Annotated in this window: 13 protein-coding genes; 11 read left to right on the top strand and 2 right to left on the bottom strand. The window is 62.9% G+C overall.

Annotated features, from left to right (window positions below; translation table 11 throughout):
• The first annotated feature begins 391 nt into the window (after nt 1-391).
• The gene (locus PDMSB3_RS21920; RefSeq protein ID WP_197740265.1) at nt 392-1,033 is read left to right on the top strand and encodes a DUF1254 domain-containing protein; all 642 of its coding nucleotides are present in this window, start codon (nt 392-394) and stop codon (nt 1,031-1,033) included.
• A gap of 161 nt (nt 1,034-1,194) precedes the next feature.
• Here PDMSB3_RS21920 and PDMSB3_RS21915 read toward each other — a convergent pair whose 3' ends face one another.
• Together PDMSB3_RS21915 and PDMSB3_RS21910 are read right to left on the bottom strand one after the other, a co-directional pair.
• Complete coding sequence (locus PDMSB3_RS21915; RefSeq protein ID WP_007176043.1) at nt 1,195-1,503, bottom strand: hypothetical protein; 309 nt, start codon at nt 1,501-1,503, stop codon at nt 1,195-1,197.
• A gap of 218 nt (nt 1,504-1,721) precedes the next feature.
• The gene (locus PDMSB3_RS21910; protein WP_007176042.1) at nt 1,722-2,675 is read right to left on the bottom strand and encodes a LysR substrate-binding domain-containing protein; all 954 of its coding nucleotides are present in this window, start codon (nt 2,673-2,675) and stop codon (nt 1,722-1,724) included.
• A 160-nt stretch (nt 2,676-2,835) separates the two neighbouring features.
• Here PDMSB3_RS21910 and PDMSB3_RS21905 point away from each other — a divergent pair, with 160 nt between their 5' ends.
• The 10 genes from PDMSB3_RS21905 to PDMSB3_RS21860 all read left to right on the top strand — a co-directional run bounded on the left by PDMSB3_RS21905 (nt 2,836) and on the right by PDMSB3_RS21860 (nt 12,789).
• A complete protein-coding gene (locus tag PDMSB3_RS21905; protein ID WP_007176041.1) occupies nt 2,836-3,903 on the top strand; it encodes an ABC transporter substrate-binding protein in 1,068 nt (355 codons plus the stop codon).
• 58 nt (nt 3,904-3,961) lie between these two features.
• Complete coding sequence (locus tag PDMSB3_RS21900) at nt 3,962-5,041, top strand: ABC transporter ATP-binding protein (RefSeq protein WP_007176040.1); 1,080 nt, start codon at nt 3,962-3,964, stop codon at nt 5,039-5,041.
• Nucleotides 5,028-5,900 (top strand): ABC transporter permease, encoded by an 873-nt coding sequence (locus PDMSB3_RS21895; protein WP_007176039.1) that lies wholly within the window; start codon nt 5,028-5,030, stop codon nt 5,898-5,900. The genes PDMSB3_RS21900 and PDMSB3_RS21895 overlap by 14 nt, the downstream gene beginning before the upstream one ends.
• Before the next feature lie 14 nt (nt 5,901-5,914).
• Nucleotides 5,915-6,712, top strand: a complete 798-nt coding sequence (locus PDMSB3_RS21890; RefSeq protein ID WP_165187680.1) for an ABC transporter permease — start codon at nt 5,915-5,917, stop codon at nt 6,710-6,712.
• Nucleotides 6,709-7,845 carry an NAD(P)/FAD-dependent oxidoreductase gene (locus tag PDMSB3_RS21885; RefSeq protein WP_007176037.1) on the top strand — a complete coding sequence of 379 codons (1,137 nt, stop codon included), beginning with the start codon at nt 6,709-6,711 and terminating at the stop codon, nt 7,843-7,845. Before PDMSB3_RS21890 ends, PDMSB3_RS21885 begins: the two co-directional genes overlap by 4 nt.
• A 7-nt stretch (nt 7,846-7,852) precedes the next feature.
• On the top strand, nt 7,853-8,224 hold the full coding sequence (locus tag PDMSB3_RS21880) for a (2Fe-2S)-binding protein (protein ID WP_007176036.1): 372 nt from the start codon (nt 7,853-7,855) through the stop codon (nt 8,222-8,224).
• Nucleotides 8,214-9,632, top strand: a complete 1,419-nt coding sequence (locus tag PDMSB3_RS21875; RefSeq protein ID WP_007176035.1) for an NAD(P)/FAD-dependent oxidoreductase — start codon at nt 8,214-8,216, stop codon at nt 9,630-9,632. The genes PDMSB3_RS21880 and PDMSB3_RS21875 overlap by 11 nt, the downstream gene beginning before the upstream one ends.
• The gene (locus tag PDMSB3_RS21870; RefSeq protein ID WP_165187678.1) at nt 9,625-10,797 is read left to right on the top strand and encodes an NAD(P)/FAD-dependent oxidoreductase; all 1,173 of its coding nucleotides are present in this window, start codon (nt 9,625-9,627) and stop codon (nt 10,795-10,797) included. Before PDMSB3_RS21875 ends, PDMSB3_RS21870 begins: the two co-directional genes overlap by 8 nt.
• A gap of 77 nt (nt 10,798-10,874) precedes the next feature.
• Entirely contained in the window at nt 10,875-11,228 is a 354-nt protein-coding gene (locus PDMSB3_RS21865; RefSeq protein ID WP_007176033.1) for a RidA family protein, read from the top strand.
• 217 nt (nt 11,229-11,445) lie between these two features.
• Complete coding sequence (locus PDMSB3_RS21860; protein ID WP_007176032.1) at nt 11,446-12,789, top strand: TAXI family TRAP transporter solute-binding subunit; 1,344 nt, start codon at nt 11,446-11,448, stop codon at nt 12,787-12,789.
• The last annotated feature ends 196 nt before the right edge of the window (nt 12,790-12,985 follow it).

Below are 12,985 nucleotides of genomic sequence, written 5' to 3'. Positions count from 1 at the left end.
CAAAAGTCGTTTAAATTGATGCGGAATTAGCAACAGATATTTCCCGAGATCGTTGGTTATGGCTCGGACTGCATGGTGGTATAAGCTGCCCCGACACTGCAAAAACGAGGGCTACCAAATAGCTCCAAGGGCGAGCAACCATTTGGCCAACGTCTAAGCCAGTGCGAAATTCGGATTCCGGGGCGGAGCACGCGCACCGCGAGCATGCCAATCAAACGGCCGCACTCTGGAGGCGCAAAACGATCATTCCCACGCTCAACCGTTGAGTAATTTGAAATGAACTGCCGCAATTTTTCGGTTGGCGTTTCAATGAAGACACACGTCCGAGTGATTTGAATTCAAGAATGGATACCCGGTTGACGACACAGCTGAACGTCTGTTCGAACTGCAATTGGTCAATCGGGCTACCGAGGTCTATCTGACGCAGATGATGCCCGTCAGCGAGATTGCATTGCGCGAGGGCATGCGCGCATTTTGGTTCGAAAAACCCGACACAGGTTGTGATCTGGGACAACCTGATGGACGTTCAGACCTGCTGCTGACTGCGAACACCGAGACGGCATACGCGATGAGCCACCTCGACCTAAGGACGGATGGTCCGACCGTTATCGAGGCTCCACCACATATGCTAGGGTTCGTTCAGGACGGCTTGCAGCGTTACGTGGCCGATATTGGCCCGTTACGCGCCGACAAGGGCAAAGGCGGAAAATTTCTGGTGTTGCCCCTCGCTATAAAGGCTCATGCCAACACCACAGCGGACGTTCGAAACTTCGGCATGAGCATCGCCTGTTGGCCGATGTCTGTCCGCCACCTAGCCCTTAATCAGCAGAGTCACCGTGATATCGTCGACCGAGCACCCGGAGATACGAAACCTGTCATTGCGTCTGCTAACCTGATCGAAGCCCAAAGATCGATAAAGTCCGATTGCATACCGAACGTTGTTCATTCGCCTGTCACCGACCCGGGCCGCAAGAGTCGGCTCTTCGTGGCAAAGCCACCCTTCGAATGTGCCCCTGAAGGTGCGGCCCAGTAGTTTCCTGGCCGGATTCAGTGTGGCGCGAACCGCTGTCAGGAAGATCTTGGGGAGAAACAAAAAAGCCGCTGTCCGTGAGGGCAGCGGCTTTTCTTACAACGGCGGGTGAATGAGGGCGCCTGTTCGCTCTGTGCTTGCGCCTGATGCGTTATTAATTGCTGTTATTTACCAGCCGGCGACGCTGTACTTGGGGTTGCCAGCGTGTTATTGACTCCGTAAGCGCTGGCATTGGACGTCGAGTTCGTGTTCGTGGTCTGCTGCAGGCCGGAGTTCGCCGACCCGGCGCTCATGCCGCTATCCGAGTTGGTGGCGCCAGCTGTGCCGTAGCCGCTCGTTGCATTGGCCGGCGATACGGCGGCGGGCGACACTACGCTCGGGGTTGCCAAGGTGTTATTGCTTTGTGCATAGGCCTCGCCCGACAGCGCGAGTGCGACGACAGCCGCGATTAATGTACTGGTTGCCTTGTTCATGACCTGTGCCTCCTGGATGGACTCGAATTTTTTATGTAAATATAAGCAATGAAAAGTCTAGGAAAACGGTCGCTGATAATTAAGCGCATTGTTCGCAAGGGTTAATTTCGCTTTTCGGAATGACGTCTAATGGCGTTCTGCTCCCAAATCTGAAGCCGGCGTGGTTCGACATTGCGCGACGAATGCCGGGGCGGAAGAAGCGAACGTCGATATCCCCGTCACCCTCCAATCCCCGACCGCAGCGCCTTGCGCCTTCCCACACTCCGGGCCGGCACCACCACCTCCGCCAGCAATTCGTCGTGCAACCCGCGCAAGACTTCCACAAACGCCGAAGCAAGCCGCTCTCGCGGCCTGTGCGGAGGAAAAAGCAGATAGGTCTGAAACCGCGTAGCCGGCAAGAACGGGCGAATCGCGATCTCAGGCCCCGCGAAGTCGCGTGCGACGATTGGATGCGCGAGCGTCACTCCCATGCCGTGGCGGACCATCTCGCAGCACATCGCGGTGTATTGCGCCTCGATTGCCAGAACGCGCTGCACGCCCGCGCGCTGGAACACTTCGTCCATCAACACGCGCGTGCCGTCGCCGTGACACAGCGAGATGAACGACTCGCCTTCCAGATCCTCCGGCTTGATGCTGCGCTTCGCCGCCAGCCGATGCGCAGCCGGCATCACACAAACGGCAGCCACGTCCGACAACTGCTCGACCTCGCAATCGGACGCCTCACTCACATACACCGCCACGCCGAGATCGCAAAACTGCGACGCCGTCCAATGATTGACCGTGCCGGACGTATTCACGTGAAGCGACACCGTGACATCCGGGAACAACTCCACAAAACGTTTGATCGCGTGCGGCACCAGCGTCATGCCCGCCGAAGGCATCGCCGCGATGCGCAGGCGGCCGCTGCCGAGATTGCGAATCTGCGCCGCGGCATTCGCCAACCCCTGCAGGCCGACAAACGCGCGTTCGACTTCGCGAAAGAACGCCTCGCCTTCGCTCGTCGGAATCAGGCGCACGCCGCTGCGCTGAAAGAGCTGTAAGCCCGTGTCGCGCTCCAGCTGAGCGATCAGACGGCTGACGTTCGGCTGCGAAGTGAAGAGCGCCTTGGCCGCGGCGGTCATCGATCCCGACACCATCACCGCCCGAAACGCCTCGATGTGCTTGAGATTCATAGGTGTTCTCCCTTAGACAACCGCCGTCAATCCATATCATCCATGCATAGATAGGTATTTTATTCGTATTGGACGGCATGATTGGCCGGCGCGAAACTGCATTCTATTCGACGGGCAGCGAAGCCCGCCCTCCCCCACACCGGAACTGGAGATCGTCGTCATGAGAAGCGCGTTGCATCGCCGTTTGTCCGCCCCGTCCCGCACCACCATCGCGGCGCTTTCATTTGCGGCTGCGTTGGCCGCGCCGCTCGCCGCGCAGGCCGAGACCACGCTTTATGTAGCCAACGTCGGCGGCTCGAACGAGCAGGTCTACCGGCAGAAAATCATCCCGCCGTTCGAAAAAGCGCATAACGTCAAGATCGTCTACGTCGCCGGAAATTCGAGCGATACGCTCGCCAAGCTGCAGGCGCAGAAAGGCCATCAGCAGATCAACGTCGCGGTAATGGACGACGGTCCCATGTACCAGGCCATGCAGCTCAACCTGTGCGCGAAGCTCGACGACGCGCCCGTGATGAAAGACCTCTACCCGCTCGCGAAGCTCGGGCCGACGGCGATCGGCGTCGGCATGGTGGCAACCGGCATCGGCTACAACGAAGAAGCATTCAAGAAGGCCGGCCTGCCGCCGCCCGACTCGTGGAAGGCGCTCACCGACACTCGCATCAAGGGCAAACTCGGCGTACCGCCGATCACCAACACCTACGGCCTGCATACGCTCGTCATGCTCGCGCGTCTTTCCGGCGGCGGCGAGAAGAACATCGATCCGGGCTTCGCCGCAATGACGAAGGAAGTCGCGCCGAACGTGCTGTCCTGGGCGCCGACGCCCGGCGAGATGGACGGCCAGATGCAATCCGGCGACGTGATCCTCGCGCCATACGGCAGCGGCCGCGCGGTCGCATTGCAGAACACCGGCTTTCCGCTCAAGTTCATTTACCCGAAAGAAGGCGCGGTCGCGTTGCAGGTAGCGGCATGCGTGGTCGCGGAGAACGCGCAGCCGCAGTTGTCGCAGCAGTTCGTGCAGTACCTGTTGAGCCCGGAAGTGCAGGTGTTGCAGGCGCAAGGCATCGGTCTGGGCCCGGTCAACAAGACCGTCAAGCTGACGCCTGAAATAGCTGCGCGCGTGCCCTACGGTCCCGAACAGATCTCGAAGCTGACCGCGATGGACTGGACCACGATCAACCAGCATCGCACCGAGTGGACCGAGCGCTGGAACCGCTCGGTCGAACGCTGAACTCCGGCACCAGCAAGTCCCTCGCGCGGCGCGCGTTTCTGATGAAGGAGCAACGCATATGGCCTTCCTGACCCTGCAGAACATCTCGAAACGCTACGGCGATTTCACGGCAATCGAACACCTCGATCTGTCTGTCGAGCGCGGTGAACTGCTGTCGCTGCTCGGACCATCGGGCTGCGGCAAGACCACCACGCTGCAAATGGTCGCGGGTTTCGTCACGCCGACCACCGGCAGCATCCTGCTCGATGGCCGCGACATCACGCACGAGCGTCCGGAGAAACGCGGCATCGGCGTGGTGTTCCAGAGCTACGCGCTGTTTCCGCACATGACGGTGGCGGGCAACGTGGGCTTCGGTCTGGAGATGCGCAAGGTCAGGCGCAAGGAGCGTGAAGAGCGCGTCGCCGAAGCGCTTTCACTGGTACGCCTCAAAGGCCTCGGTCATCGTTATCCGAAGGAGCTGTCGGGCGGCCAGCGGCAGCGTGTGGCGATCGCGCGCGCCATCGCGATGCAACCCGAACTGCTATTGCTCGACGAACCGATGTCCAACCTCGACGCCAAGCTGCGCGAAGAGATGCACATCGAATTGCGCGCGATCCAGAAGCGCCTTGGCATCACGACGATTCTCGTCACGCACGATCAGGTGGAAGCGATGACCATGAGCGATCGCATCGCGGTGATGCATCGCGGCACCATTGCGCAACTGAGCACGCCGTACGACGCGTACGAACGCCCCGCCACACCGTTCGCGTCGACGTTTCTCGGGCGCACCAATGCGTTTTCCGGCGAAGTGCTGCGCCGCAATCCGCGCTGCGCGGAAGTCGACGTTGCCGGCACGACGCTGCACGTCCCGCACGAGGGCCGCCATGTCGTTGGCGCGGTAAACGTCTATATCCGCCCGGAAAAAGTCCATCTGGCCAATGGCGATGCCCGGGTGCGCGGCCGCATCTCGACGCGCGTATTCGTCGGCAATCAATGGCTGCTCGAAGTGGACACCGAACTCGGCAAGCTGCGCATCGCGCAACCGAACCACGGCGCGCCGCCGCCCGAGGAAGGCCAGGAAGTCGGCCTTGCCTGGACCGACGACGACCTGCGCGTGCTCACGCAGGACAACCAGGAGAGCGCTCATGGCCACGCTTGACGACGCCCGCCCCGGCGCCGCGCCGTGGCTGCTGTCGGGGCCCGCGCTGCTGCTGTTCGTCGGCCTCTTGCTGGTGCCGCTGCTGCTAACGCTGATGCTGTCGTTCCGCGTCTTCAGCGACACGGCCGGCGTGACCGCCGCCTATACGCTCGCCAACTACTGGGAAGTCGTCAGCGATCCTTACTACGGCACGATCTTTCTGCGCACCGCCGGCCTCGCCTTCGCCGTCACGCTGCTGTCCATCGTGCTCGGCGTGCCGGAAACCATCGTGCTCGCGCGCATGAGGCGGCCGTGGCAGTCGCTCTGTCTGTTGATCGTGCTGGGCCCGCTGCTCATTTCCGTGGTGGTGCGCACGCTCGGCTGGCAGATTCTGCTCGGCAACAACGGCGTGCTGAACAACCTTCTTCAGGCGCTGCATATCACCGACGAACCCATCCGCCTCGTCTTCACGATGACCGGCATGATCATCGCGCTCACCCATGTGCTGGTGCCCTTCATGGTGATGTCGGTCTGGGCGACCATGCAGAAGCTCGATCCGCAGGTGGAATGGGCCGGCCGCTCGCTCGGCGGCTCGCCGTTCGCGGTGTTCCGCCGTGTGGTGCTGCCGCAGATCATGCCGGGCGTGCTGTCGGGCTCGATCATCGTATTCGCGTTGTCGGCCTCGGCGTTCGCCACGCCCGCGCTGATCGGCGGCCGGCGCCTCAAGGTGGTCGCCACTGCCGCCTACGACGAATTCCTCGGCACGCTCAACTGGCCGCTCGGCGCAAGCATCGCCGTGCTGCTCCTGATTGCCAACGTGGCGATCGTGATGGGTTGCAGTCGTCTTGCCGAACGCCGCTTCCAGCACATCTTCGATTGAGAGGGAGAACGACCATGAAACAGAACGGCATTCTCGGCCTCGTCTACAACGCGTTCTTTCTGACCTTCATCCTCGCGCCGCTCGTAGTGGTGATGCTCGTGGCGTTCACCGACAAGGGCTTCATCTCGATGCCTTTCGATGGCGCGTCGCTGCGCTGGTTCCGCGCGATCCTCGAGAACGGCGACATCGTCTCGGCATTCTGGCTGTCGGTGCGGCTCGCGTTCGCGGCGGCGACCGTCGGCATGCTGCTTGCGGTGCCCGCCGCGCTGGCGATCGCCCGCTATCGCTTTCCGGGCCGCGCCGCGCTCACGAGCTTCTTTCTCTCGCCGATGATGATTCCCGCAGTCGTGCTCGGCATCGCGTTCCTGCGCTTCCTCTCGCTGCTGCATCTGTCCGGATCGTTCTGGTCGCTGGTGTGCGCGCACGTGATCATCGTGCTGCCGTATGCGTTGCGGCTCGCGCTGTCGTCGGCGGTGGGGCTCGATCGCGACGCCGAACGCGCCGCACTGTCCTGCGGTGCGAGCCGCTTCACCGCGTTTCGCCGCGTGGTGCTGCCGATGATCCGCACCGGTGTGGCGGGCGGCTGGGTGCTTTCGTTCATCCAGAGTTTCGACGAACTGACCATGACCATCTTCGTCGCGACGCCCGGCACCACCACACTGCCCGTCGCCATGTACAACCAGATCGCGCAGACGATCGATCCGCTGGTCGCTTCGGTGTCGGCGGTGCTGATTGTCGGCACTGTCCTCCTGATGATCCTGCTCGATCGCATGGTCGGCCTGGATCGCATTCTGATCGGAGAAGCCCGATGACATTGACAAGCACCGCCAGCCCCGACGTGCTGGTGCTCGGAGGCGGCCTCGTCGGTTCGGCCGTGGCCTACGGGCTCGCCCGCGAAGGCGCGCGCGTGACCGTGCTCGACGAGGACGACGGCGGCTTGCGCGCGTCGCGCGGCAATTTCGGCCTCGTCTGGGTTCAGGGCAAGGGCTATGGCCTCTCGCCTTATGCACGCTGGTCACGCAGTTCGGCCACGCGCTGGCCGGGACTCGCCGAAGCCCTGCTGAAGGAAACCGGCGTGAATGTGGCGTTGCGTCAGCCAGGCGGCTTTCACTTCTGCTTCAACGACGACGAACTCGCCGAACGCGAGAAGCGGCTCTCGACACTGCAAGCCGAACTCGGCGATTACCCGTACCAGATGCTCGATGCCGCCGAAGTCCGCGCACGCATTCCGCAAGTCGGCCCCGCGGTGATCGGCGCAAGCTATTCGCCGATGGACGGCCACGTGAATCCGCTCAAGCTGCTGCGCGGCCTGCACACCGCCATGCAGGCGCGCGGTGTGCGGCTCGTCTCGGGCGAGCGCGCGGAACGCATCGAGCCGCAAGCGCAGGGCTTCGTCGTGCACGGAAAGCGCGGCACGTATCGCGCGGCTCAAGTAGTGCTCGCCGCCGGGCTCGGCAATCGCACGCTCGCGCCGTTCGTCGGGCTCAACGCGCCGGTCGCGCCCAATCGCGGGCAGGTGCTGGTGAGCGAGCGCGTCGCCCCGTTTCTCGACTATCCGACGCTCAACGTGCGCCAGACCGACGAGGGCAGCGTGCAGTTCGGCGATTCGATGGAAGAAGTCGGCTTCAACGATTTCACCACCACGCACGTGCTTGCCGACATCGCCCGGCGCGGCGTGCGCGCGTTCCCGATGTTGCAGCACGTGCGGCTCGTGCGCATGTGGGCTGCACTGCGTGTCTACAGTCCCGACGGTTTTCCCATCTATGACCAGTCCGAGGCGCATCCCGGCGCGTTCGTCGTCACGTGCCATAGCGGCGTGACGCTGGCCGCCGCGCATGCGCTGCGCGTCGCGCCGTGGATCATGGGCGCGCCGATGCCCGAGGAACTGCCCAATTTCTCGGCGCGCCGTTTCGAGCACGCCAGAGAACTGACTCCCGCTCATTGAATTCGACATGACTACCCAATCGACTCACACACTCTTCAAGCCGCTGCCGGGCGCGCAAGGTGCGGCCGCCGCGAACGTCGCGATCTGGTTCAACGATCAGCCACTGTCCGTGCCCGGCGGCCGCTCCGTGGCGGCGGCCCTGCTCGCCGCAGGCGTGTCGCGCTTTCGTGCGACCCCTGTGTCCGGTGCACCGCGCGGGCCTTTCTGCATGATGGGCGCGTGCTTCGAATGTCTGGTCGAGATCGACGGCGTGCCGAGCCGCCAGGCCTGCATGGTCGAAGTCAAAGCCGGCATGCGGATCCATTCGCAGGAAGGCGCTCGCGATCTGCCGCCCGCGAGCATGACGGACGCACCGCTGGAGAACGCACATGGCCGCTGATTTCGCATCTGAATTCGCTTCCGAAACCGTTGACGTCGTCGTGGTGGGCGCCGGCCCCGCCGGCATGAGCGCGGCGACGCGCACGGCGCGCGCCGGTCTCAGAACGGTGCTGATCGACGAACAGGACGCCGTGGGCGGCCAGATCTATCGCGGCATCGGCCGCGCCGATGCGCGCCGCAAGGAGATTCTCGGACCGGACTACGCGGCGGGCGCCGCCATCGCCGATGCGTTCGCCGCCTCCGGCGCGCACCACGTGACCAATGCAACCGTGTGGCAGGTCACGCGCGAGCGTGGCGTCAATTATCTGAAGGACGGCAAGATCGGCAGCTTCGACGCGAAATGCGTGATTCTCGCGAGCGGCGCATTGGAGCGGCCCTTCCCGATTCCCGGCTGGACGCTGCCCGGCGTGCTGACGGCGGGCGCCGCGCAGATCCTTTTGAAGAGTGCGGGCGAAGTACCCGCCGCGCCGCCGGTGCTCGCGGGCTGCGGACCGCTGCTGTATCTGCTCGGCTGGCAATACGTGCGCGCCGGCGTGCCGATCCGCGCGCTGGTCGATACCACGCGTCACGAAGACCGCTGGCGCGCCAAGCGTCACGTGATGTCGGCGCTGCGCGCGTGGCCGTTCCTGAGCAAAGGCTTGCAACTGATCCGCACGCTGCGCCAGGCAGGCGTACCCATCTTCGAGGCGGCGGACGATCTGCGCGTGGAAGCGCGCATCGGCACGGATCATGTCGAGCGCGCCGCCGCGCTTCACTTCACGACGCAAGGCACGGCGCATCGTATCGAAGCCGATGTGATCCTGCTGCATCAGGGCGTCGTGCCGAACACACAATTCACGCAAGCGCTGCGCGCCGCGCACCGCTGGGACAACGCGCAACTCTGCTTCACCCCGAAAGTCGATGCGTGGGGCGAGCTGGATGTACCGGGCATCTTCATCGCGGGCGATGGTGCGGGCATTGGCGGCGCACAGGCAGCAGCCTTGCAAGGCTCGCTCGCGGGTCTCGCAGCAGCCGCGCAACTCGGCGCGATCAACACGGCGACACGCGATGCCGAAGCCGTCGCGCATCGCCGCGCACTCGCGGACGTGATGCGCATCCGGCCGTTTCTCGACAGCCTTTATCGTCCGCGCGACATCAACCGCATTCCGCGCGACGAGACCATCGTCTGCCGTTGCGAGGAAGTCACCGCGGGCGAGTTGCGCAAGTTCGTCGAGCTCGGCTGTGTCGGACCGAATCAGGCGAAGTCGTTCGGACGCTGCGGCATGGGCCCGTGTCAGGGGCGCATGTGCGGCCTCACGGTCACTGAAGTGATCGCCGATGCGCGCCGCGTCTCGCCCGCCGAAGTCGGCTACTACCGCATCCGTCCGCCGATCAAGCCGCTCACGCTGGGAGAGCTTGCCGGTGAATGACGCGACCGACATCCAGGAAGCCGATGTCCTCGTGGTCGGCGGCGGGCTGCATGGCACGAGCAGCGCGTTCCATATGGCGAGGCGCGGCGCGAAGGTGATCGTGCTCGAAGCCGACTATGTCGCCCGTCATTCGTCGGGCGTGAATGCGGGCGGCGTGCGCACGCTGGGGCGTCCGTTGCCGGAGATTCCGCTTGCGTTGATGTCGCGGGAAATCTGGCATGGCATGAACGACCTGCTGGGCGAGGATGGCGGCTTCGTTCCTTCCGGCCAGTTGAAGATCGCCGAAACGGACGACGAACTCGAAGCGTGCCGCCAGCGCGTCGCACTACTCGAATCGCAGGGATTCACGCACGAGAAAGTGATCGACCGGCAAACTGTGCTCGGTCTCGAACCGGCGCTCGCGCGGCATGTCACCGGCGGAATCTGGGTCGAGCGCGACGGCTACGCACTGCCCTATCGAACCACGACGGCATTCCGGCTCGCCGCGCAGCGGTTCGGCGCGCGCTTTCTGGAAGGCACGCCCGTGCGCCGCATCGAACAGCGCGGCACGCGATGGTTCGCAGTCACCCCACAGGGCACATTCAGCGCACAAAAGCTGCTCGTCACCGCGGGCGCATGGTCCGGCGAACTGGCGAAGCAGGTCGGCGAGCCGGTGCCGGTGCATCCCGAAGGTTTGATGCTGATGGTCACGCATCGCGTCGCGCCCTTCTGTTCCGCGACGCTCGGCGCAACCGGCAGGCCGCTGTCCTTCAAGCAGTTCGACAACGGCACAGTGGTCATCGGCGGAAAACTGATCGGCATTGCGGACCTGGCCAATCGCCACGGCGAAGTCGATTTCGTCCGCCTCGTGCGTAGCGCGCGGACCGTGACCGATCTGTTTCCTCATCTGCGCCATCTCGGCGTGAACCGCGCGTGGGCCGGCGTCGAAGCCTTTACCGAAGACGAACTGCCGGTGATCTCCGCGAGCCGCAAGGCTTCGGATCTGTATTACTCGTTCGGCTATTGCGGCAGCGGCTTTCAGCTTGGGCCGGGCTGCGGCAAGCTGGTGTCCGAACTGATGCTCGACGGCGCGCCCTCGATTCCGCTCGATGCGTTTGCCATCGATCGCTTCGGCCGCGACGCGGCATCTTGCCTCACGGGCGCTTCGTCTCTCGCGACGCATTAACCGGTTTCATTTTTTTCTGCGTCGCGCCGATAGTCAGCGCGCGGCGGCTTCGTTCGACTTCAACTGGAGAAATTGTCATGACCGATATCGTTCGTATCGAAACCAATCAACGCATGAGCCGCGTCGTCAAGGCGGGTGGCCTGGTGTTCGTCGGCGGCCAGACTTCCGCCGATCATACCGCTGACGTGAAAGTCCAGACCGCGAAGGTGCTGGAGAAGATCGACAACTATCTGGAGAAGGCCGGCATCGACAAGACGCGCCTGGTTTCCGCACAAGTGTGGCTCGCGGACATTGCCCGCGACTTCGCGGGAATGAACCAGGTATGGGACGCTTGGGCGCCGCAAGGCAACGCACCCGCACGCGCGACGGTGCAAGCAAAGCTCGCCGCACCCGAGTTGCTCGTGGAAATCGCGGTCGTGGCGCTTGCTTGAAAAAACGCTGCTAGCGCGTCGGGTTATCTCGCGCGCGACGGTCTGCAAACTGACGTTCCAGGTTGATGCGCCGTCATCCGCCTGGATTAGCCGCCAATTCGCCGCAGGAAGAAAGCGTTTGGCAGGTTGTTGACATGAAGCGAGGTAGCCTGCAGTCTAAGAACGTTATGGCAACGTCGTGCCTCCCGCCCGAAGCACGGACCAGAGAGACCAAACCGTGCCAAGGCACAACCCAGTTCTCCAGCGCGCCCGGAAAGCACCCGTAAAACCCAGGCGCCCGTGGCTCTTCATCACGGGCGCGATCCTGCTGCTGGCCGTGTCAGGCTGGGTACTGGCAATCATTCTCGCGCCCGCTTTCCAGCATACGATCGTCATGACGTCTGGAGCGGACGGAGGAATCTATCGCGGCTTTGCGGAGCGCTACGCACCGATCCTGAAACAGAAAGGCATTACGCTCGATATCCGTAGTTCTTCCGGTTCAGTCGAAAATTATCAGCGGCTGAAAGACCCACGCAGCGAATATCAGGTCGGCTTTATCCAGTCCGGCACGACTCGTCCGAAAGAAACAGACGACCTGAAAACGATCGCCGCAGTCTCGTACGAACCGATCTGGGTGTTCTATCGCGGCGACGCCACGATCGACCGGTTGGCGCAACTGCGCGGCAAGCGGATTTCCATAGGCGTGCCCGGCAGCGGCCTGCTCAATGTTGCCCTGCAACTGCTCGCCTACAGCGGCGTTTCGGGTGACAACACCACGTTGTTGCAAATGGATGCGGCCAAGGCATATCAAAGTCTGGAAAACGGACAACTCGATGCGGCGTTCTTTATCGGCAGGCCGGATGCCGAGATGCAACGAACTCTGCTGAACAGCAATCTGAAGCTGATGAGCTTTGCTCAGGCCGATGCCCTAGTCCAAAAATTCCCGTCACTCTCCAAGGTCATTTTTCCGCGTGGCTCGACGAGCATTGCCAATGATCGGCCGTCAGCCGATGTCACCCTGCTCGCCGCCACGGCTTTGCTCGTGGCCAAGGAATCCTTGCATCCGGCCTTCGTCTATCTGTTACTGGATGCAGCCAGCGCCGTCCACGGTCGCGAAGATTACTTCACGCCACTCGGCAGGTTTCCCAACGTCAACACCGACGAATTTCCCGTGTCCGATGAAAGCATCCGCTATTTCAAGTCTGGGCGTCCCTTCCTTCAGCGCTACCTCCCGTTCTGGCTGGCCAGTTTTGTCGAACGGCGCCTTCTGATCCTGCTGCCTTTTGCGGCTTTACTGCTCGGCGTGCTTCAGGCGTTACCGCGAATCGCGGAGACGCGGATCAAAAACCGCCTCGTGGTCTGGTATCGCGAAGTGAAGCTGCTGGAAGATGAGATACGGCGAAGCGAGCGACCAAGCCGGGAGCAGATTTCACAATGGAGCGACGAGATCGAACAGATCGACGCGCACGCTAACCAGATACGCCTGCCGCAGCGATATCTTCCGGATATCTACGCCCTCAAACAGGCTATTGATGTTGTAAGGGGGCGGATTTCCTATATGGCCAGGCAGGCGGAGAAATAGCCGACGGGAAGATTCGGCCGGCACGCGGTCAGAGTTTACGAGCACCTCTCGACCTTTGAGCGTCCGTGTCACCGTGCGATCAATGCGCCCCCACGGCAGCAGGTCGGATTCGCGAATCCGTGCGAGACGTTGCCCGCTACGTATGGAAATATTCTCAGGCGACGGCGAACGTGCGACACCCTCATTGAGGTAGCTC

The sequence above is a fragment of the Paraburkholderia dioscoreae genome (genome assembly GCF_902459535.1).
Taxonomy (GTDB): Bacteria; Pseudomonadota; Gammaproteobacteria; order Burkholderiales; family Burkholderiaceae; genus Paraburkholderia; species Paraburkholderia dioscoreae.
The sequence above is the reverse complement of the archived record's forward strand: the minus strand, read 5'-3'. Positions and strand labels throughout refer to the sequence as shown.